This is a genomic window from Chelativorans xinjiangensis, from assembly GCF_009812055.1.
GTDB classification, from domain to species: Bacteria; Pseudomonadota; Alphaproteobacteria; order Rhizobiales; family Rhizobiaceae; genus Chelativorans; species Chelativorans xinjiangense.
Genome location: NZ_WQNH01000043.1, coordinates 14318 through 37221, shown reverse-complemented (window position 1 = coordinate 37221; position 22904 = coordinate 14318). Strand labels below are relative to the sequence as shown.

The window sequence follows — 22904 nt, the reverse complement described above, 5'->3', positions numbered from 1 at the left end:
GTAGCCGGCGGACTGGCGTTGGCTGCGGGAATCGTCTTGTCGGGCGTCTACAACGTCAGTGCTTCGATACCCCATTTTGCGGTTACGGACGCCATTTTAAGGCTGGCACTACGCCGATCCGTCGCGACACATGCCGCTGGGGTGGAAACACCGGATCTTACGGACGAGGGGCTGGCCGAGCTTGGCTCCCGGCACTTCACACTCGGATGCGCACCCTGCCACGGCACGGCGAATGCGGAGCCAAATCCGGTCGCGCGTGCAATGTATCCCCCACCTCCCGCCCTCCATCATGCCGCGGAAGACTGGAGCACCGAGGAGCTATACTGGATCATCGCAAACGGGCTCAAATTCACCGGCATGCCAGCCTGGTCCGGCGTGGGCCGCGACGACGAGGTGTGGGCGCTCGTGGCCTTCCTCTCGCGTCTTTCAGAAACGAATGCAAACGACGGCCGGCCAGTGACCTGGCGGGAAACGCCCAGCGATGCCGGATCAGCCTTGCGGTTCCTCGTCCCCGAGAGAAACAGCGTCGACTTCTGCGCTGGTTGTCACGGAGACGCCGGCGCGAAACCGGTGGATGGCCTGGTCCCCTCTTTGAACGGACAGCGACGCGCCTATCTGGAGCGTGCGCTGGTCGAATATGGACGCAACCAGAGGCAGAGCGGCATGATGGAGCCCATCGCCCGTGCGCTCGATGAGGATGAGCGGCAGGCGCTTGCCCGTCGTTTCAGCGACAAACTTCGCGCGCCGCCGGAGAATGGCGACAAACAGCAGATCGCACGCGGCCGCGCAATTGCCAAGGCCGGGGCCGCACGCGCCCAGATTCCTCCGTGTCTTGCCTGCCACTCCGAGCGGTCATCGGACCGGTTCCCGCGGCTCGACAGCCTCTCCAGCGACTATATCGCCCGCCAACTGGCGCTGATGCGCGACGGTCGGCGCATGGGCACCACCTATGGCCGCATCATGACCACCATTGCGCGCCGTCTCAGCCAAGCCGACATCGACGCGGTCGCTGCCTACTTCGCCTCTAAGCGCGAAACGCCGGTGGACACTGCCTCGCATCCCGCCGACGCAACGGGTGCTCCATGAAACGGGTGCTGGAACGCTGTTCGGGCGCGGCTTTGCTGCTGGTTCTCTCCGCCTGCACGGGCGAGCAATCTGCACTTGTCTCGCGGGGCCGTGAAGCCAGCGAAATCGGCTCTCTGTTCTGGATCGCAACCGCGGTCAGTGCAGCGGTGACGATCCTTGTCATTATCGCCATCATGTTCGCCTTGTGGGGGCCGCCAACGTGGAAAGACCTGCTCAGCCGGGAAAGGGCGGTGCTCCTTGGTGGCATCGTCCTGCCGGTTCTTGTGCTGACCTACCTGTTGGTGCAGGGCTCCACGCTGCTGCAGGCCGGCGTAGCCAGAACCCAGCGTTCGGGCGAGCCGAGCATCACCATCGTCGGCAAAAGGTGGTGGTGGGAGGTGATCTACCATCTCCCGAACGGCGAGACGGTCGCAAGCGCGAACGAACTGCGCCTTCCGGTCGGTCGACCCATTTCCGTGCGCCTCGAAACGGCGGACGTGATCCATAGCTTCTGGGCGCCGCAATTGGGCGGCAAGTTGGACATGATTCCCGGCCGCTCCAACGTCATCACGCTTGAGGCCACGGAACCGGGCACCAGCCGCGGCCAGTGCGCCGAATATTGTGGCGGCGCCCACGCACTGATGGCGTTTTACGTCGTCGCTCTTCCGCCAAAGGACTATCGGGCGTGGCTGTCGAGGGAAGCGGCAGACGCACGGACGCCGCAAACCGAGCAGGAACGCCTGGGAGAGCGGCTATTCATGACCAGCGGTTGCGGCGCCTGCCACACGGTGCGCGGAACCGAGGCGCGGGGCGTGATCGCACCCGATCTCACCCATGTCGGCAGTCGAAGATCGCTGGCGGCGGCCACGTTGCCCAACGATGAAGAAGCTTTCGCCCGCTGGATCGCGGAAAACCAGCACATAAAGCCCGAGAACCTCATGCCGGAGTTCGACGTCTTCACGCCGCAACAACTGGAGGCTCTCTCCGCCTATCTCTCCAGCCTGAAGTAAGATGAATGTTTGACTTCACCGCGCTCAGCCTCCCTCTCAATTTCCTGCTCTTCGCGAGCGCGGCGGTCGCGGTGTGGGTGGCGGGCGCTCGCCTTACCCACTATGCCGACGCCACCACAGACACTACCGGCATCGGCCACGCTGCTATCGGGATGCAGTACGCGTTGAGGCAGTCGTCATGACAGCTTCTGACGAAAAAAGTCTACCCAACCCGGCACCGAGACCGCAAAGCGAGGTGGATGACCTGTTGCGGGCCTGGGCTACACCCAAAGGGTTCCGCATCGTAACGGCCGTCAACAATACGGTCATTGGCCTGATTTACATCGCGGCTGCGCTTCTCTTCTTCCTGCTGGCAGGCGCTTTGGGCGTTCTCATACGCACGCAGCTTGCGGTGCCGGAAAACACGTTTCTGAACCAGGACCTCTACAACCAGATCTTCACGGTTCACGGCACCACGATGATGTTTCTCTTTGCCGTACCGGCCATGGAGGCGCTGGGCGTGATGCTTCTGCCGCAGATGCTGGCCGCCCGCGACCTGCCCTTTCCCCGACTCAGCGCCTTTGCCGTCTGGGCGTATATTATCGGCGGTCTCGTGTTCTTCTCGACTGTGTTCTATGGCCTGGCGCCCAGAGGCGGCTGGTTCATGTACACGCCGCTCACGCTCAAGGAGTTCTCCCCCGGCGATAATGCCGATTTCTGGCTACTTGGCATAGGGTTCATCGAAATATCGGCAATCGCCGGAGCGATCGAGATTGTGGTTGGGACCCTGCGCACGCGACCGCCCGGCATGTCGTTGGCGAAGATGCCCATTTTCGCCTGGGCAATGCTCATCTTCGCGGCGATGATCATGCTTGCCTTTCCGGCTGTGATCTTCGGAACCATGCTTTTGGAGATCGAACGTTCCTTCGGCTGGCCCTTTTTCACCGCTGCCAAGGGCGGCGACCCGCTCTTGTGGCAGCACCTCTTCTGGTTCTTCGGCCATCCCGAGGTCTACATCATTTTTTTGCCGGCGGCCGGCCTTGTCTCCATGATCGTGCCGACCATGGCCGGCCGGCCGCTGGTCGGTTACCGGCCGATCGTCGTCGCCTTGATCGGAACCGGCTTCTTCAGCTTCGGGCTGTGGGTACATCACATGTTCACCACCGGCATCCCCGCTCTCAGCCTCGGTTTCTTCTCCGCCGCCAGCATGGCCGTCGCCATCCCGTCCGGCATACAGATGTTCGCTTGGATCGCCACAATCGCAGGCAGCAAAGGGCGTTTTCGTATCACCACGCCTTCCCTGTTCGTCCTCGGATTTCTGTTCATCTTCACCATCGGCGGGCTTACCGGCGTGATGGTGGCGCTGGTACCGATCGACCTCCAGGTTCACGACACCTACTTCGTCGTCGCCCATTTCCACTACGTGCTGATCGGCGGCATGGTATTCCCTCTGTTCGCCACTTTCTACTATTGGGCACCGATGGCCAGCCGGAAACAGCTTTCCGAAAAGCTCGGACGCTGGGTCTTCGGGCTTATGTTTGTCGGTTTCAACGTGGCGTTCTTCCCCATGCACCTGACGGGATTGCGCGGCATGCCGCGCCGTGTCTGGACCTACCCCGAGGGCGTCGGATGGGACACACTGAATATGATCTCCACTGCGGGTGCCTACATGCTCGCCGCCGGCGTCCTGCTCTTCCTGCTGGACCTGGCACTTAATTTCAGGCCGACATCTGCAGGTGGAGAGGGCAACCCGTGGAAGGCGGGTTCACTCGAATGGCTGCCCAGCGACATCTACTCGACGCGCAGCATACCTCTGATCACCAGCCGTGAACCGCTTTGGGAGCAGCCAGGCCTGGAACGCCAGGTCGAGGAAGGCCACCACTTTCTGCCCAACGCGCCGACCGGCGGTCGCGAGACCATCGTGACGAGCCCGATCGAGGCGGAACCCGAATATATCCTCCGCATGCCAGGGCCGAGTTGGACGCACGTGACCGCGGCGGTCTTCACCGCCGGCTTTTTCCTCCTGCTGACCATCAAGCTGGTCGTTCCCGCGATCATTTGCGGGGTCGTTGCCATTGCCGCCTGCCTCGCCTGGACGTGGAGCCTCGACCCCAGCCCGGGACGGAAACCGGTCGACATTGGCGGCGGGATCAGCCTTCCCACCTACATGGCCGGGCCCCGGTCCCATTCCTGGTGGGCGATGGTTGTGCTGATCATCGTCATAGCGTCTCTCTACACCGCCTATGTCTTTTCCTATCTCTATCTCTGGGTCGTCTCGCCGGAGGTTTGGGCGCCCGTGGGATCGCCGATGCTGCCGGCGCCAAGCTGGCCACTCGGAAGTGCGGCACTTGCCGTCGCCGGGACCGCAAGCATGGTTGCGGCAACGCGCCTCCTGCCGGAACCGGGTGGAAGGAATGCCGCGCTGCCCTGGGCGATCGCCGCCGCCGCCATCTGTCTGACCTCGGCGATAGCGCTGGAGATCGCCGGCCACTGGCTCACCGGGCTGCGGCCGACAGAGAACGCCTATTCGGCCATGGTTTTCATGGGCAGCGCGCTCAACGCCCAGCTCGGCTTTGCCATCGTTGTCCTGCTCGGCTTTGCCACCGCACGCTATCTCACCGGCAAGCTCAACCGCGAGCGCCGCGTCAGCATCGAGAACGGCGCCATCCTCTATTACTACACGGCCGCCCAGCTCGTGGCCGGGCTCATTCTGGTGCATGGCTTTCCCAGGGTGGCCGTATGATCGATTTTCAGGGATGAAGTCATGCGGACAAGGCAATCTTCAACGCTCGGCACCCTCTGCTACCTGCTCGCCGGACTGCTCATGTGGGGGATACAATTCACTTTCGTCTATGTCGTCCATACGCTGATGTGCAGGTTTGGTGCCCCGCCGTCGCTGGTCTCCGGTCTCGTCCTTGCCATCACTGGCGTAGCGGTGCTCGTCGTGCTCGCGTTTCTGGTCTGGCAGAAGCCCACAGCGCGACTGCTGGGGCTGCCGGCGGACGTAGAAGATCGCGCGACCTACGACTTCATAGCGCGCCTCATGGCCGTACTGGGCATGGCGGCGGTCATCTGGACCGGTCTAACGGCCTTCTTACTGAGTGCCTGCGCATGACCGGGCGTTCATCGGCACGCGCCTAAAAGACGTAGCGATCCCAGCCGCCATAATGTTCTTGGCTCCGGGCGCCGCGCGGCAAGCTTAGCGCGATCAGGATCAAGCCGGCGAAGACGCCGTGCGCCGCTGCCAGCGTGCCGCCGCCGGTCAGGAGCCAGGGGGCCGCGATCAGCCAGAGGCCGAAGGCGACGTTGATGAAGCGCAGCAGCCGCGCCACCTCGGCCATGGCCATGACGGCAACGGTGGTGACCAGCGCACCCACCAGGTGATCGCTGTCGGCCATCGGCGGTTCGGTGCCGAAGACCAGTCGGCTGAACATCAGCCAGGCGCCAAGCACCGAGCTGGCGACCAGCGTCCAGGGCACTGTAATGCCGCGCGCGGCCGAACGGACAAGTTCGCCAATCGGCACGTCGAAGCCGGGCCGATCCGTGTCCTTGCCGCTCCCCGGCAGGGCGTCGCCCATGAAGAAGGAGCGCCAGAAGGGACGGCCGCGGCGGGTGTTGGCGACCTGGAATTGGCCCATCGCCACCAACTCGTCGAGCGCGAAGGGGATCATGATCAGCATGGCGAGCGCCGCAGCGAGGCATAGTGTGCAATAGGTGCCGATCATGATCGGCTGGACGATGATGAAATAGATGGAGACGACGCCGAGCGGCACCACGACGATGCCGAACAGAAGCACCATCCAAGGCATGGTGCGCCAGCGCGACCGCCCGCCCATCACCCCCATAAGGATCTCGAACATGTAGCTGGTCGCGCCCAGACCGCCGTCGGCGATCGGCCAGGCCTTTGACACGTCGGACGTGATGATGAACTCTGTGCCATTGCGGTCGCCCTCTCCCGCAAAGAACGGCTCCCACACATAATCGATATGCCCAAGCTGATAGGCGGCGAGCGCGCGTGCGATGACGAAGCCGATGGCGCCTAGCGCGATGATGGGGAGGCGCTGCAGATAGGTGGATGGGCAATATGTCCAGCCGGGCGGCATGTCGGACTGGTCCATCATGCCCTCGTGGCTCATGCCCGGCATCATCGGCACCAGGATGGAGAAGGTGATGACGAGCGCGCCCACAAAGGTGTCGTTGGCATAGACGGCTGCACTCGGCGCCCAGAAGAAGAGCGGCGCGAACAGAAGCCATATGCCGACCGCGGTGTTGGCCCATGGCGCCCAGCTCAGGCGTGGCGAGAGCGCAAGCGCGGAGAATCCCATGATAAGGATGCCGCTCAAGAGGTCGCTCCAGGCGGTGAGCGAATTGCGCAACGAGGGATCCCAAAGGCCGCGCTCCTCCGTTACGCGCATGACCGCTTCATTGAAGGTGTCGGCACCGAAGGTGCCAAAGACGAAGGGGCTCGTCGCCAGCCAGAGGCCGAGCAGCATGTTGAGGAAGTGCACCCAGAGCATGTCGAAATGCATCATGCGCATGTGCTGCATGTGCTCGCGCATGGCCCCCTGATGCTCGGGGCCTGCCTCTTCTTCTCCTTCTTCGCGCTCCTCCGTCTCGACCTGCTCTGCCGCCACCGAGGCCGGATTGAGCTTGTTGGTCTTGTACCAGCGCGCAGGGTCGGCCTTCAGCGCGTCGATCATCCTCGGCAGGGTGTCGCGCAGGGAATGCGTCGGTTCCCAGCCCAGGAGTTTTCTGGCGCGCGAGATGTCTAGCTCGTAATGGTCGTCCGAGATGTCGACCATCCACGGCCGAATGAACGGATCCTGATCCAGCACCTCGCCCTGCACCCACGCCCCGGTGCGGGCGAGGCTCTTCGGGATCTGCCGCGTCTCCCACTCTTCGCCATGGATCAGACGGCCGATCTCGCACTGCAGTTCGCCGAAGGTCGGCGTGTCTGTCTCGCCGATGAGAAGCGGCAGCTCCGCCGGCAGCTCTTTCCTGCGCTCCACGATCGCAAGAAGCGCGTCCAAGAGATCGTCGAGATGGACGAAGGGCTGCCCGGTGTCCAAGTCGCCTGGATAGACATGGCTGATGAGCAGGCGCTCGTGGATGCGGGCGATCTGATGCGCCAGAAAAGTCGCGCGGCACATGTCGTCATAAACCCCGGCCGGTCGCACCATCACGGCCGGAATGTGGCCCCGCTGCTCGCGGATCAGCTTTTCCGTCTTAACTTTCGAGGCACGGTAGGGGAGCTCCGGATCGAGCGGCCAGTCCTCATCGATCGGCTGGCCCTCTTTACCCGGGGCGTGGACGAGCATGGTGCTCGAGAAGACGAATTGCTCGACCTCGAAATCCTGCAGTGCCCGCAACAGCCGCTCCGTGCCGCGCACGGTCACCGCTTCATATTTCGGGTTCGGTTCTCCGGTGAGGTCGAAATAGGCGGCCAGGTGGATCACCGAGGCGATGCGGTCGCCATAGCGCTTCCGCACTTGCTCCAGCGTTTCGTCGACGCTCTCGTCGGACGTCAGGTCGATGCGGATGTACTCCGCGCCTGCCGGTGGATGCTCCGGCACAAACAGGTCGAGGCCGACCGGCACGAAGCGGTCGGCCAGCTTCTCGATCAGTACGGAACCGATGAAGCCGCTGCTTCCCGTGACGATGACTACGTCTTGCCTACTATCCATTCGACACCCCGTTGACGACACCCCGTGGCGAGCGATGCACTCATCCTACGTTTTCAGTCACTTGATGAGCGCGGCGATCACGGGATCACGGGGGTGTTTGTGGATCACCACTAGGGTTGCTGGGCTCGATTGCCACGCCGTAGATTTCAGCACCCCACCATACGAGCCCCGCAAGCAGCAGCCCCACGATCAATATGATGAGAACGGGGAAACCGCGGCGGCCCTGTCTCGCTTTGTTCCTGGAGAGCTTTTTGGGCATCAGAACCTCTCCCGTATATGGCGGACACGGCACATGACACGTAGAGCGTCTTGCCATGCAACCTGCCGTTGGGGGCCCATCTCCTCCATGGTTTCATCGAGCCAGATGTTGGTGGTCTGCAGCGTCTTGTCGAAGACCTCCAGCCCCGTCGCGCTCATCAAAACCTCCTTGTTCAGCCGCATAGCCGACCTCTGCAGCCCTCAACCAAATCACTCGCCGAATGTTCCCGTCACACTGGAAAGGGAACATCGCTGTGTGTTGGGAGTTGCTGTGAAGGGTTGCTTTGTCAGTGAGAAAGGAACCTTCCAGATGGCAACCACGACCAGGAAATCCCGCAAAACGGAGGGAAAGATGGGTGTATCGACGCGCGATATCGAAAGCGATATCCAGCAACTGCGTACCGACGTGGCTCAGCTCATGGATCACTTGAAAGCGATGGGTGAGCAATCCGGGCCCGCTGCTCGCAAGGCCGCGGGTGACGGGTTGGACCAATTGCGTGCGCAGAGCGAAGCGGCGATGGAGAACGTCAGGAATAGCGCCGAGGAACTGGGACAGGGAGTGTCTCAAATGATCCGCGAGCGCCCGGTCAGCTCTCTGGTGCTCGCAGGCGGGCTCGGCTTCCTGCTTGCACTTGCGACGAGGCGGTAAGGCGCCCGGCGATGCTGGTGCGATCACTCACATCCATGGTGGCGGGGGAGATGTCAATCGCCGCAAGGAGATTGCGTCTCATAGCGATGCTCTATGCCGCGGCGGCTTTGCTGGGGCTCGTTGCTGTGGGCTTCCTTGTCTTCGCAGCCTACATCCTGGCGTCGGCACGTTGGGGGAATGTAGCTGCGGCGGTTGGCTTTGGCGCGGCATTCGCAGTCCTGTCTCTCGCGACCGTTGTGACCTTGAGAATTTGGGCGAGACAGCGCGCCCGCCGCTTGCGTCAACGGCAGAGGGCCAACGCGGATATGGTCGCGGGGAAGGTAGTTCTGACCTTGCTACCCGCGCTTCTGGCTCGTCCCGGCGGTGTTCGAGCTTTGGCCCTGCCGTTCATGGCATTGGCCGGATACGCAATCTACCAGGAAAACTTTCAGTCAGGCGACAACTGAAGAGGAGGTCCCCGAGCCGGGAGGTGACAGTGGAACCGCTGATGAACTATCTGTGGCTTTTCGTCGTCGCCGGCGGCCCTGTCATCCTTGCGGCTGCATTCATATTCGCCCTTCTGAGGCGACGGCGGCTGAAAAGGGAAGAGCGTAGAAGACGCGACGAGGCTACCCGCGAACTCTATCGCCGCTAGACTCAAACTTATCGATTTAATTTGAGAGGCGGGGGAGCAATTGCCGGCAAGCCGCCATTTCATAAACTATTTGGCCGCGGCGCCCGATCCTCTAAGATGCCGCCATGAGCAAGGACGAATCCAAAGGCGGAAAGTATACAGCTCCTGACGTCTACCCGCGGGACATACAGCTTCTTCTGACAGAGATCGAAAAGGAGTCTGTTCCAGAGCGGGTTCTGGCCTTGGCCATGGAACTGCAGGCGGCACTCGCAGAACGTCGACGCCGGGAGACCGCAAGGCGCCGATAGCATCCGCCACTCTCCCCCAGTCCGAGGCATGAACAAGTATGACCGCGCCGACTGACGCGGCGTTCCGTGCGCCAAGGCGTGTTGTGGAATAACGTCACTCCACGAAGGAGCTGCTCTTTATCGAAGCTACGGGATGTTCGTCAGTTGCCTCCACGGTCGCACGGGGAGCATTCTCGCCCAGCTCATCGAGAAGCCGCAGGCGGGCGCGATTGAGGCGGCTCTTGACCGTTCCCATTGCACAGCCGCAAATCTCCGCCGCCTCCTGATAGCTGACACCGAGAACGCCGACGAGCACAAGCACCTGGCGTTGCTGCTCGGGAAGTCGCTGGACCGCTTCACGCACCTCGATCCCGCGCACCGACCATTCCTGTTCCGGGTCGACCGCCGGGCGCAAGGAAGCACAGTCCTCAATGCCGGGCACCTCACGCCGGGCGATCTTGCCGCGCGTGTAGAACGTGTTGCGCATGATGGTGAAAAGCCAGGACTTCATGTTGGTGCCTGCTTGAAACCGGTGGATGTTCGCCAGCCCCTTGGTCAGCGTCTCCTGCACCAGATCGTCCGCATCGCAACGATTACGATATAAGGTGCGGGCGAAGGCTCTGAGTGCGGGAATAAGATCGACTATTTCGTTGTCTGACTGGGTCGGAACGCCATTTTGCGGGCGCGGTGACGGCAGCATACCGTAACCTCCTGTGGGTTCGAGTAACAACCAAACCTCAGGCCCCCGGTCTCACCCCTTCCCGTTAATGCGTTGTGAGCGATAGCGTTCCGAGGAAGTAACACACCGTGATAGTGGGCCGCGGCCCGGGGGCGGAAGAGTGACAAGTTCCGCTCCACCACTCCGCCTCCGGAACATTTCCCGCAGCATCTTGTTCGGCTGAAACGGAATCAGTGAACCGAACGAACGAAATGGCATCCGCTCCCACCGTGCTATCTGGTCGAATACCTTTGCCCCGAGCCAAGAAAACGATGCGCGGCGCTGTCGTGACGGAGCCCGGCAGGGTGGCGATCAAGGAGGTGCCGATCCCGAAACCCGCAGCCGGGGAGGTGCGGGTGCGCCTGGAAGGCTGTGGCGTCTGCGCCTCCAATCTTGGGCCGTGGTTCGGTCCCGACTGGATGCAGTTTCCCACTGAGCCCGGCGATCTCGGCCATGAGGGCTGGGGAGTGGTGGATGAAGTCGGACCAGACGTCGAGGGACTAAGGCCTGGCGACCGTGTGGCCGCGCTCTTCTATCGCAGCTATGCGGAATACGATGTCGGACCGGCAAGCTCGGTCGTGCCGTTGCCACCGGCCTTTGCAGGTCAGCCCTTTCCCGGCGAACCGCTCGGCTGTGCCATGAACGTCTTCCACCGCAGCGGCATCGAGCCGGGTCAGACGGTGGCGATCGTCGGGATCGGCTTCCTCGGCGCGCTGCTCACGCAGCTCGCAACGGCAGCCGGTGCGCGCGTGATCGCCATCTCCCGACGTGCGTTCGCACTGGAAGTGGCTCGCGAGATGGGAGCATCCGAAACGATGGCCACGGGTGACCCGGCTGCCGTCATCGGCCGGATCTCGGAGATTACCGGTGGCACGCTGTGCGACCGCGTAGTCGAGGCGACGGGGCTGGCGCGCCCGCTGGAGCTTTCCGCGGAGCTGACAAGGGAACGTGGCCGTCTCGTGATCGCCGGCTATCACCAGGACGGGCCAAGACGGGTCAACATGCAGCTCTGGAACTGGCGCGGTCTCGACGTGATCAATGCCCATGAGCGCAACCCGGCGAACTATGTCCAGGGCATGCGCGCGGCCGTGGAGGCCGTTGCCGAGGGGCGCCTCGATCCGGCGCCGCTGCTCACGCACGCCTATCCGCTGGAGCGCCTCGATGCGGCACTGAACGCGACGCGGGACAGGCCGCACGGCTTCCTCAAAGCCATGGTGGTCATGTGAACGACGCACTGGCAAAACATCCACGCCACACCCTTGCCAAACCACGCGTCGGCTTTCTCGGCGTCGGATGGATAGGGCGGCACAGGATGCAGGCGATCATCGAAAGCGGTATCGCGGAGACCGTGGCGATAGCCGATCAGTCGCCGGAAATCGCCGCGAGAGCAGCCGAACTGGCGCCGGATGCCGCGATCGCGCGATCGCTCGACGACGTGCTCGATGTGGGCGTCGACGGCCTCGTCATCGCCACACCGAGCGCCCTGCACGCGCCGCAGACCATCCGTGCCCTCAGGCATGGTGCCGCGGTTTTCTGCCAAAAGCCGCTTGGGCGCACGGCTGATGAGGTGCGCTCCGTCATCGATACCGCACGCGCGGTCGACCGGCTGCTCGGCGTCGACATGTCGTACCGCTTTACGGAGGCTGCGCGGCGGGTCCGCAACGTGGTCGCTTCCGGTGGGATCGGACGCGTGCATGCGGTGGAAATGACGTTTCACAATGCCTACGGGCCGGATAAGCCCTGGTTCCATGATGCCAGGCTTTCGGGCGGCGGCTGTGTCATGGATCTTGGCGTTCATCTGGTCGACCTGGCGCTGTGGGTCCTGGATTTCCCACGTGCCCACGGGGTGTCGAGCAGGCTGCACGCGCGCGGGAGGCCGCTACGCGACGGCACTGGGACCGTTGAGGACTATGCGGTCGCGACGATCGATCTCGAAGGAGACACAGTGGTCCGGCTCGCCTGTTCCTGGCACCTTTCGGCAGGCTGCGATGCCGTCATTTCCGCCGCTTTCCATGGGGCGGAAGGCAGTGCCGTACTGAGGAATATCGATGGTTCTTTCTATGATTTCACGGCCGAACGATACCGCGGCACCGCGCGTGAGACACTTGCCCGGCCGCCGGATGCGTGGGGCGGACGCGCCGCAGTCGACTGGGCGGCGCGGCTGGCCAGGAGCGATCGCTTCGATCCCTCCGTCGAAAGACTTATGGACGTGGCCGAGATTCTTGACCGCATCTACGGACGAGATGGGTGACATTGGCTGGCGCAACGCGTCACGCCACTGGAAAATATATCCTCTTCCCCGAACAATCTGTACCGTTTGGCGGTTGGGCAGGCATGCAGTCCCGACCCCGCAACAACCGGCCTACGGTCGAGCAGCTTCGCGACGACATCGATCACGGGCGGGCGGGCGACAAGGTCTCATATCCCGACCCCGCCGCAGCACCGCTCGGTGCCGACGACGAGGCGGGCGGTCACCCGCCGACCGCCGATCAAGTGGCCGAAGCGATGCGGCATGAGCTCTCGCGGCTTGGCGGCGAGGAGCAGAAGATGCCGCGGTCCCTGCGCCTGCTCATCAGGGAGACCATAATGGAGCTGCTCCCGGAACGGCTGCTCCAGTTGGCGCGCCGCCTCGAGAGGGCGCTTGCCGCGCGTCGACGTGACCGCTGAGTGCGCTGACGGTTGAAATGCTATCCCTCGCCGAAGCGACCTTTCTCCTGCGACGGATTGCGCAGAAGGTTTGACTCTTCCTCCGAGCCGGGAAGTGCTTCGCCCGGCCTCTGATAAGGATTGTCGTCTTTCTCTTCCAGCGAAGGTGCCGCGATCGGCGTCTCCATGGAGCGACCCGAGGCATCGACCTCGACGTCTGCCAACGGTAGCGGATCCTCGCCTTCGGTTGCCGACACCGCGTCAAGGAGGGCGGCGCGCGCGCTGCCGACGAGCATGCCGCTGCTCTCTCTAACCTCATCGTCCGACTGTGGAAGACGGACGACAATGGTCTCGCCTCTGGTGCCGCGAAAGGTCACCACCGCCCAATAGCCGTCGCCGGCGTCGAGCCGCTGCACCTGCACATCGTTGAACTGCATTGCCCTGTTCCTTGTGCCTGTTATGGACGGAAACGGGAAAGCGGGGGAGATTGTTTCAAGAGTATCCAGGGCGTCAAAGCGGCGGCGGCTCGACCATCTCCGGCCGCTCGCCGCGCCGGCACAGATAGACCTCGCGCTCCGGATGCTTCTCAATGCAGAAGCCGGCACTGCGCAACATGGCCTCCACGGCGGCACGATTGGGAATGAACCAGTTCGTCGGGTCACCGGCATAGCGGTGCTCGACGAAGTGGAGGCGCGGGAAATCTTCCTGCTCGAACACTTCCCATTCCGAGAACGGGTAGTCGCCGTGGACCTCCGGCACGGTGTCACTGCCACGCTGGAGAGACTGCATGAGAAGCAGGTCGCCCGCCACATGCTCATGGATGAGGTCGAGCGCCAGAAGCGGGTGGCGCAGGTGGTAGAGTACCCCCAGAAAGAGGACAAGATCGAACTTGCGACCCAGCTTGCCGACGTCGTAGACCGACATCTGGTGCAGTTCGAGGTCGATGCCGGCCTGTGTGGCGGCGAACTCCGCCTGCGCCAGATAGCGCGGGTTCGAGTCGATCCCGACGACGAGACCGGCACCGCGCCGCTTCATCTCGATCGCGTAGAAACCGGCATTGCAGCCGATGTCGAGGACGCTGCAGCCGGCGATATCCTGCGGCAGGACATGCGCGAATTTCTCCCACTTGCAACGCGGATAGTCGCCGAGGAAATGGTCGGGGGCAGTCGCCACGCCGCCGATGGTCATGTTGTGAAACCACGGCGCCAGCTCCTCGATGCGTTGGCGGATCGACGCCTTCCGCTTCGGATGGAAGCCTACATTCATTCGGCTCTCCTTCAAGTCAGCAGATGAGCGGTTCCGTTGCGGGCCGCTTGGCCGGCCGGCGTCCGCCGTGCCGGCGCGTCGTAAGCTGGAACCACGAGATGGTTCTGCGCAGTCCTTCCTCGAGCGGCACGCGCGGCTCCCACCCCAGGATGGCTTGTGCGCGGTGGATATCCGGCCGGCGCCGCTGCGGATCGTCTTCCGCCATCGGCAATTGCATCACTTCGGGCCTTGTGCCGATCTGCCGCGCCAAAAGATCGATGAGCTCCTTCACCGTGAACTCGCCCGGATTGCCGAGATTGATCGGCTGGCCTGGGTTTTGCGGCTTGCGCATCAGGAGGATGAGGCCGTGCACGAGGTCGGAGACATAGCAGAAGGAACGCGTCTGCTCGCCGCTGCCGTGAACGGTGATCTGCGCGCCCGACAACGCCTGACAGATGAAGGTGGAGACGATGCGTCCGTCGTCCGGCTGCATGCGCGGCCCGTATGTGTTGAAGATCCGGGCAACGCGGACATTGGCGCGGTTGAGGCGCAGAAAATCGAAGCACAGCGCCTCCGCCGCGCGCTTGCCCTCGTCGTAGCAGGCGCGGGGGCCGGTGCAGTTGACGTTTCCGCAGTAGTCCTCGTTCTGCGGGTGTTCTTGAGGATCGCCATACACCTCGCTTGTCGATGCCTGGAGAAAGGTAGCGCCCTTGCGCTCGGCAAGCCGAAGCAGATTGTGCGTGCCCAGAACGCTGGACATCATGGTATGGACAGGATCGGCACGGTAGCGCGGGGGCGAGGCGGCACAGGCGAGATTGTATATCTCGTCGATCCTCTCGCCGATTTCGATGGGCATGCAGATGTCCTTCTCGATCAGCTTGAACCGGTCGTTGGCGCGCCAGGACACGACGTTGGCGCGCGCCCCGGTAAGAAAGCTGTCGACGCAGATGACGCGATTTCCCTCCCGCAGAATCGCTTCGCAAAGGTGGGAGCCGAGAAAACCTGCGCCGCCGGCGATCAGTACGGTCTTCATAACGGCTGACCTCCGCTTCTGACCGCGGGCGCATGCCGCATTGGGGGGCGCTCGCTCCGCATCCGGGCCTCGCTCAGCGTTTCAATGTGTCTGGCAAGTTCGTTCGCACGTGCGACCGCGGTATGGCCTGCCAGAACGCGCTCACGCGCACTTCTGGCAACCCTGCGACGCACGTCGTCGGGAAGCTGCGTCAGTGTCTGAACGACGTCTTCCGGCGTGTCGGCTATGATAACCGCCTCGCCCTCGGGCAAGAGCGCGCCCAGTCCCGGCCAGCGATCGCTGATGATCGGTGTCGCACAGGCGGCGGCCTCAAAGATGCGCACGCTGGGCGAGAAACCGGCGGCGACCATATCGGCACGCGTGATGTTCAGCGTAAAGCGGGACCTGCTGTAGAAGGACGCATGCGCGGAAGGCGGCAAGTGCTCGATCCGTTCGACATTTTCCGGCCAGTCGATATCCGCCGGGTATTGCGGGCCGGCGACCGCGAAGCGCTTCTCCGGCAGCCGCAGGGCGGGCTCCATCAGAAGCCGTTCGAGCGCCGGTTGCCGGTCCGGGCTGTAGGTGCCCAGATAGCCGAGGTCCCAGCGTGTGTCCTCGCCGGTAGGGAAATAGAAGTCGGGATCGACAGAGCAGAACAGCGGCTCAGCGCGCCTGGCGCCATAGCGGCTTTCAAGAAGCTCGAGCACGCGGCCGCCCGTGAAGGAGAGGTAAAGGTCGAAATACGGCACTTGATGGCGTGCCAGATAGTCCTCCTCGCCGGCCTCCAGCCGCGCGATGGTGACCGGCGTGTCGATATCGTAGAAGCAGAGAAGCGGTGGGTTCATCGCGCGGACGCGGTCGATCACCGCAACCCCCTCCGGCACAAACGAGCCGATGATGACCGCGTCGGCTTTGCGGATTTCCGGCAGGAACGCACCGAACTCATCGAGGCTTCGGTAGTATTCGAGGTGGCAGAAATCAGGTGCGGCCAGGTCGCGATTGTCGGCATACCACGGCACGTCGCGTTCCAGGAAGAGAACGTCGTGGCCGTTGGCATGCAAGCCCCTGAGCAACGACCGATACGTTGTGGCATGGCCGTTGCCCCAGGAGGACGACAGCGAAAGGCCGATCACGACGATGTTAAGCCGGCGGCTCATTCGGCAGCCTCCGTTTGCGGCTTTGGCAGAAACCCGGAAAGTATCTGGTGCACCTGCTCGGCCCGATGGGCATAGGTGTGCTGGCGCATCACGCGCTGCCGCGCCGCCCGTCCGATCCTCTCAGCTTCGGCCGGCGTCAGCGAGCACAGTATATCGGCGACGTCCTTGCCATCGTGTGCCACCAGCGCCTCGCTGCCTTCGGCAAGGAAAAGATCCAGCCCGGCCCAGCTATCGGTGATCAGGCACGCGCCGGCGCCCGCCACCTCGAAGACGCGGGTGGCCGGCGAGAAGCCATTGCTGGCCATGCTCTGCCGGTTGATGTTGAGGACGGCCTTGGAGGAAACGTTGAAAGCGTTGTGGTCGCGCGTCGGCACGTGGCCGAGATAACGCAGGTTGTCCGGCAGACGCCGACTGGACCAGCCGGCCCCGCCTAGAAGAAATATTTGATCTGGAAGGAGCGAGGCCGCACGGAAGAAAAACGTCTCCACCCTTTCCTCGCGGTCCGGCAGACGGTTGCCCAGGAAGGCAAGGTCGGCCGCAAAGCGTGGATCGGGGGCGACGGGGTGATGGGTGAGAGGGTCGAGCGCGTTATAGACGGGGATGCAATGCGGCGCGCCGAGCGCCCGGTACCCGTAGACCACCGGGTCGCCGCCGCCGTAGGTGAGAATGAGATCGATCCGCGAAAGATCGCGGAGCAACGGATGCTCGCGGTCGCGGTCGATCTGGGCGAGTGTGGCAGGCGCATCGACATCCCAGAAGATTGTAAGCGCTTCGGGTCGGGCCGCGTTCAAAACCAACTGCAGCAGCGCGTTATCTTCGAAGCCGACGCCGCTTGCCTTGACGACGACATCGGCTGCCGCCGCGTACGCCGCGGCTTGCTTCATCGATGCGCTGTCACAGTCGTAGACGACGACGCGGCACCAGTCGGGCGGTTCCATGTCCCGGTTCTGCTGACGCTCGCGGATGTTGGGCTCGTAGAAGGTGATGTCGTAGCCAAGCTTGGACAGCGCCTGCAGCAGGCCACGGTAGTATGTTGCCGCTCCGTTCCAATAGGAGGACAGGAGGCTTGACCCATAGAACGCGATCTTCATTCCGCAGCCTCCCTTCGTATTGAGGTTTCCGTGCGCGCTCCGCCCAGAAACGATACGATCGACAGAAGTTCGCGTGCCCTGTGACGGCAGGTGTGCCTCGCCCGAATTGTCTCCAGCCCAGAGGCCGCAAGGACGTCCGCGGGGCCGCGATCGGCCAGAATCTCGCGCAGCAGTGCGGACATCTCTGCACCGTCGCGCGCAAAGAGGAAATCCTCACCGGGGCGAAAGAGATTTTCCGCATCGTCCCAAGGCGCCGAGATCAGGGGGATTCCGCAAGCAAGAGCTTCGAAGACGCGGATCGTCGGGATGCCCGGTAGCGCCTTGACATAGGGGCGCCGGGGAATATGCATCGTTACACGGTGGCGTGCGAAGGCGGCCGGAACATCCGCGTTGGCGATCCAGCCGCCATAGTCGAGCCCGGCCTCGGCAAGTGCCTCCAACGCGCGGCGCGGATAGCGCACGCCACGCACGGTACCTGAAAGGCCAAGCCTCGCCGCCGGCTCGATCAGGAATTCACGCAGCGCGGCGGTGCGCTCATTGTCACCCCAGTTGCCGATCCAGATAAGATCACGGCGGTCGCCTTCATGCGATATGGGCTTGAAGAGAGCGGTGTCGGCCGCCTCGTGCCAGGTGAACACGCTGCGGCCCCATCCTGCCTCCACATAGCGCTGACGCAGAGATTCGCCAAATGCCAGGACGCCGTCATAATCTTCAAGGTGAAGCGCCTCGATATCCCGGCGCGCCGAGACGGCACGGTGGTGCGTGTCGTGAAAGAGAAGCGTGAAGCGCCCCATGCGACGCGCCCGGCCGATGCGCTCGACCAGCGAGCGCTCCGTCCACTCGTGGACGATCACGATATCGGCGTCCTGCAGCACCTCCTCATGAGGGAAGCCGGGACCGTAAGTGACTGATCGCAAACCGGGGAAGGCGCGCGCGAAGCGGTCGACGGCGGCAGAACTCTGCTCGGCCTTCAGGTTCGTGCGGCTCCAACCATTGGCGGGCTCGAGCGCAAGCACCTCATGCCCGAGCGCCATGAGCTCGCGCATCACGCCACGCAGGAAGTGTGCGTTGCCGTGGTTCCAGTCGGACACGAGCGAGTGGGTATAGAAAAGAAGGCGCATGGTCACGCTCCCGCCGCGCTGTGCCGGCGGCTCGCGGCGATCATCGAGCGGTAGATCCCGCTCATCGCCTCGGCCTGCGCCCTTGGGGTGAAATGCCGCGCGCGCTGGGAGGCCCGCATAGCCAAGTCCCGCTGCAGCGCCCTATCGGCAACCAGGTGGTCAAGTGCGGCAACGAGGCTCGCGGCGTCATGCGGGTCGAAGAAAAATGCGGCGTCCGGCCACAGCTCGCGATAGGTGGGGATGTCGGAAAGAACCAGTGCGCAGTCTGCGTGAGCGGCCTCGAGCGCCACCAACCCAAAGGGCTCATAGAGCGAAGGCGAGACAACGACGGCGGCTCGCCGCATGTGCTCAAGAACCTCGCGGTTGCTGAGCTCGCCGCAGTAGTAGGCGTGCTTGGGCATGAAGTGCTGGCCGTCGGGAGCGGAGAGAGGGCCTGCCATAAGAAGCGGCCAGGACGTCTGCTGCGCCGCAATGTCGAAGATTTTGCCGTTCTTGCTTTCGTCCCACCAGCGCGCCGCAGCGAATACGAACTCCTCCTTGGGCCCCGGTTCCGGAGCGACCGCGAGCGCATTCGGGACCACGGTAAGGCGGGGCAGCGCGCCGTAACAGTTTTCGAGAGATTTGGCGTGGCTGCGGCTTGGCGCCACTATGGCGTCCGCGCGCTCGAAGCCGGACTTGTTGCGTCTCATGTGCCATTGCCACTCGTCGGGCAGCGGCTCTCCGCGCATCGTCCGCCACCAGGTCGGGATGCACGAATGGGAGACGACGAGGATGGGAACGTCGACCTCCAAGCCGCAGGACTGGGAGGGAAGATTGAGGTGAATGAGGTCAATCCGGTATTCGACTGCCAGATGCCGCAGCAACTCCGGCAAGACTTCCAACTCGGTTTCGCGCTTGCACGTCCAATCGAGCGGCGCATCGAGCCAGACAAGCTCGCCGAGAACCTGCGCTTCGGCGCGCTGCTCCGCCGTCGGGCCCGGTCCGAGGCCGGCGAAGACGATGGAGACTCCGTCGGGCGCAAGTGCACGCGCCAGACCCATCGCATAGCGCCACACGCCGCCCACGGCATCCACTGTCATCAGCAGGCGCACCGGTGCGCCCGGCTGCGGATGCCGATGTGTCGATATAGCGGAAACAGCGTGCGTCATCGCGCGATCCTTCTTGCCGTGGCGCGGTCGTCGGGCACCGACACCCTTTCCGCGCGCAACCAGGCCATGAGATCCTCCAGGCCATCGCTCCAGGGCACCTTGGGGCTCCAGCCGATACGTCGTTTCAGGCAACGCGTGTCGGCCACGAAATAGAGCTGGTCGCCGGCCCGCCAGTCTTCGCGCCTGACGTGCGGCTTGCTGCCCTTCAGGTGTGCGATCTTCTGCAGGACGACCTGCAAACTAACCGCGTTGGCTGAGCCGCCACCGAGGTTGAAGGCTTCGCCGCGAAGCTCCGCGATATCGCGCAGCACCTTCCGATAGGCAGCCACGGCGTCGCTGACGTGCAGTACATCGCGAACCTGCTTGCCGTCGCCGAAGATGGTGATGGGCTTGTTCTCCAGCGCGCGGATGAGGAAATGAGCGATCCAGCCCTGGTCCTCCGTGCCGAACTGGCGCGGGCCGTAGACGCAGCTCATACGCAAGACCGCCGCCGGCAGGCCATAGGAGGTGGCGTAGTCGAGCACATATTGATCCGCCACCCCCTTGGAGCAGCCGTAGGGCGTGCAGAACCGAAGGCGGCAGTCCTCGCCGATGCCGTATTTATGCACCTGTCGGTCGGCCGGCATATAGCGGTCTTCCAGCTCGATCATCTCCAGGTGTTCGAGTGATCCGTAGACCTTGTTCGTGCTGGCGAAGACGATCGGTATGCGCCGCCCCGACTGGTGGACCGCCTCCAGCACGTTCAGCGTTCCGCGGCCGTTGACCTCGAAGTCGTCAAAGGGCTGCAGGAGACTGCTCGTAACGGCTGTCTGAGCTGCTAGGTGAAAGATCGAGCCGGCGTCGGCGACGGCGGGGTAGATCGTCATATAATCGCGCACGTCGGCAAGGAACGGATGCACGCGATCGCCGTGCCTCTCCTTCAGCCAGCCGAGATTCTCATCGACACCGGGACGGCTCAGATTGTCGAGAACAATCACCTCCTCGCCGTCGTCGAGCAGGCTGTCCGCAAGATTGGCGCCGATAAAACCGCTGCCGCCCGTGATCAGAACGGGCTCGGTTCTGGCGCCGATCGAGGGAGCGGCCAGGCGTGCGATCTCCGCCACCTTCTCAACACCGCCATCGGTCAGAAGCCGCGCCAGCAACTTCGGCCGACCGGAATTATCGACAGCACCCAAATGATAGTGGCGGACGTCGAACCATAGACCTTCCTGCACAGCCACGTCGTGCGGCACGTCGCGCCAGCTGTACCAATACATGCGGTCGGCCGGCACATCGAGTGCGCTGATGAAGCGCCGCGCCTGCTCGACCTCGTCGTTGCGCCAGGTCGAATAGCCGGTTTCGGTGATCCATATCTCCGCCGCTTTATTGTAGCGGTCGACGATGCGCCGCATCTCGCCGATATGCAGATCCCAGCCGCCCCAGCTTCCTTTCTCGCTGTCCCACGTACCTGGAAAACCATGGAACCCAACGGCACTGACGCGGTCCAGGACGCCTCTTTCGCCCATCAGGTCGAGCCAGTATGGATCGAAAGGCGACGGCCCTCCGAGAACCGGACTCCAGCCGCGTTCCTGGGCCCAATGGGCGGCGTCACCGATCATCTCGCAAAAGAGCTGGAAATCGGTGTCTTCGCGCCAGTCCCAGTCGAGAAGGTTGTTCGGTTCGTTCCACAGCTCGATATGACGGAAGAGGTGGCCGTAGCGCGTCAACACGTGGTCGACGAAATCGGCATAATCGCGGAGGCGGCGCGGCGCGCCCGACGTCTTGCCCGTACGTGAGATGGAGGGTGGGGTATAGTGGATGCACGGCAACACATCCAACTTCTCGGCCAGCCTTGGCAGGAGCCAATCGAACCACTCCGGGCCCCCTGGCGCGAAATACTCCGCCCAGGACAGGTGTGTGCGAAGATAGGAGGCGCCGGAAGCGATAATTTCGGGAAGCACCGTTTCCGTGCGCTCGTACTCGCCGGGGCGGAACCACTCGACGAACCCGAATTTGCGCTCGCTGTAGGAGGGGCGTTTCGCGCCGGTCATGACACGAGCCCTCTTTCTTCGAGGTGACGTTTCATTTCCGCACCCCGGTCGACGGCGCCCGACAGCCGCACCCAGTCGGCCAGTTCCACCAGAGAATCCTCGAGCAGGTGCTCAGGCTCGAAGGCGAGCAAGGCACGCGCACGGGAGATATCGGCGAAGCAATGGCGGATGTCGCCCGCGCGTGCCTTGCCGAGAATCTCCGGCTCGACATCCGGCATGCCCATCGCTTCGGCCAGCAACCGCGCGACGCTGCTGATCGTATAGGCGCGACCGCTGCCTATGTTGATGACGTTGCCGCGCGCTTCCGGCTTGCGCAGGGTCAAGGCGAAAGCGCGCGCGACATCTTGCACATGCACGAAATCACGCCGCTGCGCGCCATCCTCGAAGATGAGTGGGGGCTCGCCGTTGATCAGGCGCGCGGCGAAGTTGGCAAGCACGCCTGTATACGGGTTCGACAGTGCCTGGCCCGGCCCGAAGACGTTGAACAGCCGCAGCGCCACCGCATCGATGCCATAGGCCTCGGCGAAGATGAGAACGGCACGCTCCTGTGCGAATTTGGTCAGCGCATAGATGGATGCAAGCTCGACCGGCTTATCCTCGTTCGTGGGGATGGGCAGGAGTGGCTGGCCGTCGCGGGTGGCCGGGTCCCACAACCTGGCCTTTATACGCGAACGGTCCCTTCGCACATCGTCATGGACACCGCCGGCCGCATCCCAGTAGAGCCCCTCGCCGTAAACACTCATCGACGAGGCAACGACGATGCGCCGGACAGGCTGGGCGGCGATCTCCTGAAGCAGGACGGCCGTGCCGTAGTCGTTGGCGCCGACGTAGCGCTCGATCTCATACATGGATTGGCCGACACCGACTTCGGCCGCCAGATGCACCACCAGGCCCACCCCATTCAAGGCATGCCGCACTGCATCGGCATCGCGGATGTCGCCGCGTATGAACTCGGCTCCGTCGGGCAGGACGGCGGGCCGGCCACCGTGCACCTGATCGACGAGGCTGTCGAAAACGCGCACTTCGAAGCCGTCGTCCAGCAGTTCACGTGCCACATGGCGGCCGATAAATCCGCCGCCTCCAGTGATCAGTACGATATCTTTCACTTGCTCCTGCCTATATCGAAGATGGGCTCTTCAGTGTCTTCCAACAGCAGCAGGAAGCTTTTGTTCCTATCGGCCGCATTTGGAA

General features: G+C 63.4%; 23 protein-coding genes. 11 read left to right on the top strand and 12 right to left on the bottom strand.

Annotated elements, in window-relative coordinates; genetic code table 11:
* Positions 1 to 36: 36 nt before the first annotated feature.
* The 5 genes from GM910_RS21125 to GM910_RS21105 are packed head-to-tail and all read left to right on the top strand — an operon-like array spanning position 37 to position 5169.
* On the top strand, positions 37 to 1086 hold the full coding sequence (locus tag GM910_RS21125) for a c-type cytochrome (protein ID WP_159590975.1): 1050 nt from the start codon (positions 37 to 39) through the stop codon (positions 1084 to 1086).
* Positions 1083 to 2075 (top strand): cytochrome c oxidase subunit II, encoded by a 993-nt coding sequence (locus GM910_RS21120; protein ID WP_159590972.1) that lies wholly within the window; start codon positions 1083 to 1085, stop codon positions 2073 to 2075. The genes GM910_RS21125 and GM910_RS21120 overlap by 4 nt, the downstream gene beginning before the upstream one ends.
* Before the next feature lie 5 nt (positions 2076 to 2080).
* Positions 2081 to 2257 carry a hypothetical protein gene (locus tag GM910_RS21115; protein ID WP_159590969.1) on the top strand — a complete coding sequence of 59 codons (177 nt, stop codon included), beginning with the start codon at positions 2081 to 2083 and terminating at the stop codon, positions 2255 to 2257.
* Entirely contained in the window at positions 2254 to 4797 is a 2544-nt protein-coding gene (locus GM910_RS21110; protein ID WP_159590966.1) for a cbb3-type cytochrome c oxidase subunit I, read from the top strand. Before GM910_RS21115 ends, GM910_RS21110 begins: the two co-directional genes overlap by 4 nt.
* A 21-nt stretch (positions 4798 to 4818) precedes the next feature.
* Positions 4819 to 5169 carry a hypothetical protein gene (locus GM910_RS21105; protein ID WP_159590963.1) on the top strand — a complete coding sequence of 117 codons (351 nt, stop codon included), beginning with the start codon at positions 4819 to 4821 and terminating at the stop codon, positions 5167 to 5169.
* A 22-nt stretch (positions 5170 to 5191) separates the two neighbouring features.
* Here the strand turns inward: GM910_RS21105 and GM910_RS21100 are convergent, their stop codons facing one another.
* Together GM910_RS21100 and GM910_RS21095 are read right to left on the bottom strand one after the other, a co-directional pair.
* Positions 5192 to 7738: an SPW repeat domain-containing protein gene (locus tag GM910_RS21100; protein ID WP_159590960.1), complete on the bottom strand. Its 2547-nt coding sequence runs from the start codon at positions 7736 to 7738 to the stop codon at positions 5192 to 5194.
* 258 nt (positions 7739 to 7996) lie between these two features.
* Entirely contained in the window at positions 7997 to 8155 is a 159-nt protein-coding gene (locus GM910_RS21095) for a hypothetical protein (protein ID WP_425482713.1), read from the bottom strand.
* Between the two features lie 151 nt (positions 8156 to 8306).
* Between GM910_RS21095 and GM910_RS21090 the strand changes: the two genes are divergently transcribed.
* From GM910_RS21090 to GM910_RS21080, 3 genes are read left to right on the top strand one after another with little or no spacing between them, the layout of a single operon-like run.
* Positions 8307 to 8645, top strand: a complete 339-nt coding sequence (locus tag GM910_RS21090) for an ElaB/YgaM/YqjD family protein (RefSeq protein ID WP_159590957.1) — start codon at positions 8307 to 8309, stop codon at positions 8643 to 8645.
* A gap of 50 nt (positions 8646 to 8695) precedes the next feature.
* The gene (locus GM910_RS21085; protein WP_246226250.1) at positions 8696 to 9091 is read left to right on the top strand and encodes a hypothetical protein; all 396 of its coding nucleotides are present in this window, start codon (positions 8696 to 8698) and stop codon (positions 9089 to 9091) included.
* 29 nt (positions 9092 to 9120) lie between these two features.
* Positions 9121 to 9279, top strand: coding sequence for a hypothetical protein (locus GM910_RS21080; protein ID WP_159590951.1), 159 nt, complete (start codon positions 9121 to 9123; stop codon positions 9277 to 9279).
* Positions 9280 to 9660: 381 nt separating this feature from the next.
* On the opposite strand, the gene GM910_RS21075 is transcribed toward GM910_RS21080, so the two are convergent.
* On the bottom strand, positions 9661 to 10245 hold the full coding sequence (locus GM910_RS21075; RefSeq protein ID WP_159591010.1) for a sigma-70 family RNA polymerase sigma factor: 585 nt from the start codon (positions 10243 to 10245) through the stop codon (positions 9661 to 9663).
* Between the two features lie 290 nt (positions 10246 to 10535).
* Between GM910_RS21075 and GM910_RS21070 the strand changes: the two genes are divergently transcribed.
* The 3 genes from GM910_RS21070 to GM910_RS21060 all read left to right on the top strand — a co-directional run bounded on the left by GM910_RS21070 (position 10536) and on the right by GM910_RS21060 (position 12930).
* Positions 10536 to 11489, top strand: a complete 954-nt coding sequence (locus GM910_RS21070; RefSeq protein WP_159590948.1) for an MDR/zinc-dependent alcohol dehydrogenase-like family protein — start codon at positions 10536 to 10538, stop codon at positions 11487 to 11489.
* Complete coding sequence (locus GM910_RS21065; RefSeq protein ID WP_159590945.1) at positions 11486 to 12514, top strand: Gfo/Idh/MocA family protein; 1029 nt, start codon at positions 11486 to 11488, stop codon at positions 12512 to 12514. The genes GM910_RS21070 and GM910_RS21065 overlap by 4 nt, the downstream gene beginning before the upstream one ends.
* Positions 12515 to 12597: 83 nt before the next feature.
* On the top strand, positions 12598 to 12930 hold the full coding sequence (locus GM910_RS21060; protein WP_201285565.1) for a hypothetical protein: 333 nt from the start codon (positions 12598 to 12600) through the stop codon (positions 12928 to 12930).
* A 20-nt stretch (positions 12931 to 12950) separates the two neighbouring features.
* Here the strand turns inward: GM910_RS21060 and GM910_RS21055 are convergent, their stop codons facing one another.
* The 9 genes from GM910_RS21055 to GM910_RS21015 form a co-directional block, all read right to left on the bottom strand.
* On the bottom strand, positions 12951 to 13346 hold the full coding sequence (locus GM910_RS21055; RefSeq protein WP_159590942.1) for a hypothetical protein: 396 nt from the start codon (positions 13344 to 13346) through the stop codon (positions 12951 to 12953).
* A 73-nt stretch (positions 13347 to 13419) separates the two neighbouring features.
* Entirely contained in the window at positions 13420 to 14175 is a 756-nt protein-coding gene (locus GM910_RS21050) for a TIGR04290 family methyltransferase (RefSeq protein WP_159590939.1), read from the bottom strand.
* 16 nt (positions 14176 to 14191) lie between these two features.
* Positions 14192 to 15187: a UDP-glucuronic acid decarboxylase family protein gene (locus GM910_RS21045; protein WP_159590936.1), complete on the bottom strand. Its 996-nt coding sequence runs from the start codon at positions 15185 to 15187 to the stop codon at positions 14192 to 14194.
* Positions 15184 to 16323, bottom strand: coding sequence for a CgeB family protein (locus tag GM910_RS21040; RefSeq protein ID WP_159590933.1), 1140 nt, complete (start codon positions 16321 to 16323; stop codon positions 15184 to 15186). Before GM910_RS21040 ends, GM910_RS21045 begins: the two co-directional genes overlap by 4 nt.
* The gene (locus GM910_RS21035; RefSeq protein ID WP_159590930.1) at positions 16320 to 17414 is read right to left on the bottom strand and encodes a CgeB family protein; all 1095 of its coding nucleotides are present in this window, start codon (positions 17412 to 17414) and stop codon (positions 16320 to 16322) included. Before GM910_RS21035 ends, GM910_RS21040 begins: the two co-directional genes overlap by 4 nt.
* Entirely contained in the window at positions 17411 to 18535 is a 1125-nt protein-coding gene (locus tag GM910_RS21030) for a CgeB family protein (protein ID WP_159590927.1), read from the bottom strand. The genes GM910_RS21035 and GM910_RS21030 overlap by 4 nt, the downstream gene beginning before the upstream one ends.
* A gap of 2 nt (positions 18536 to 18537) precedes the next feature.
* A complete protein-coding gene (locus tag GM910_RS21025) occupies positions 18538 to 19683 on the bottom strand; it encodes a glycosyltransferase family 4 protein (RefSeq protein WP_246226249.1) in 1146 nt (381 codons plus the stop codon).
* Entirely contained in the window at positions 19680 to 21713 is a 2034-nt protein-coding gene (locus GM910_RS21020) for an NAD-dependent epimerase/dehydratase family protein (protein ID WP_159590924.1), read from the bottom strand. Before GM910_RS21020 ends, GM910_RS21025 begins: the two co-directional genes overlap by 4 nt.
* Positions 21710 to 22819: an NAD-dependent epimerase/dehydratase family protein gene (locus GM910_RS21015; protein WP_246226248.1), complete on the bottom strand. Its 1110-nt coding sequence runs from the start codon at positions 22817 to 22819 to the stop codon at positions 21710 to 21712. Before GM910_RS21015 ends, GM910_RS21020 begins: the two co-directional genes overlap by 4 nt.
* Positions 22820 to 22904: the final 85 nt, after the last annotated feature.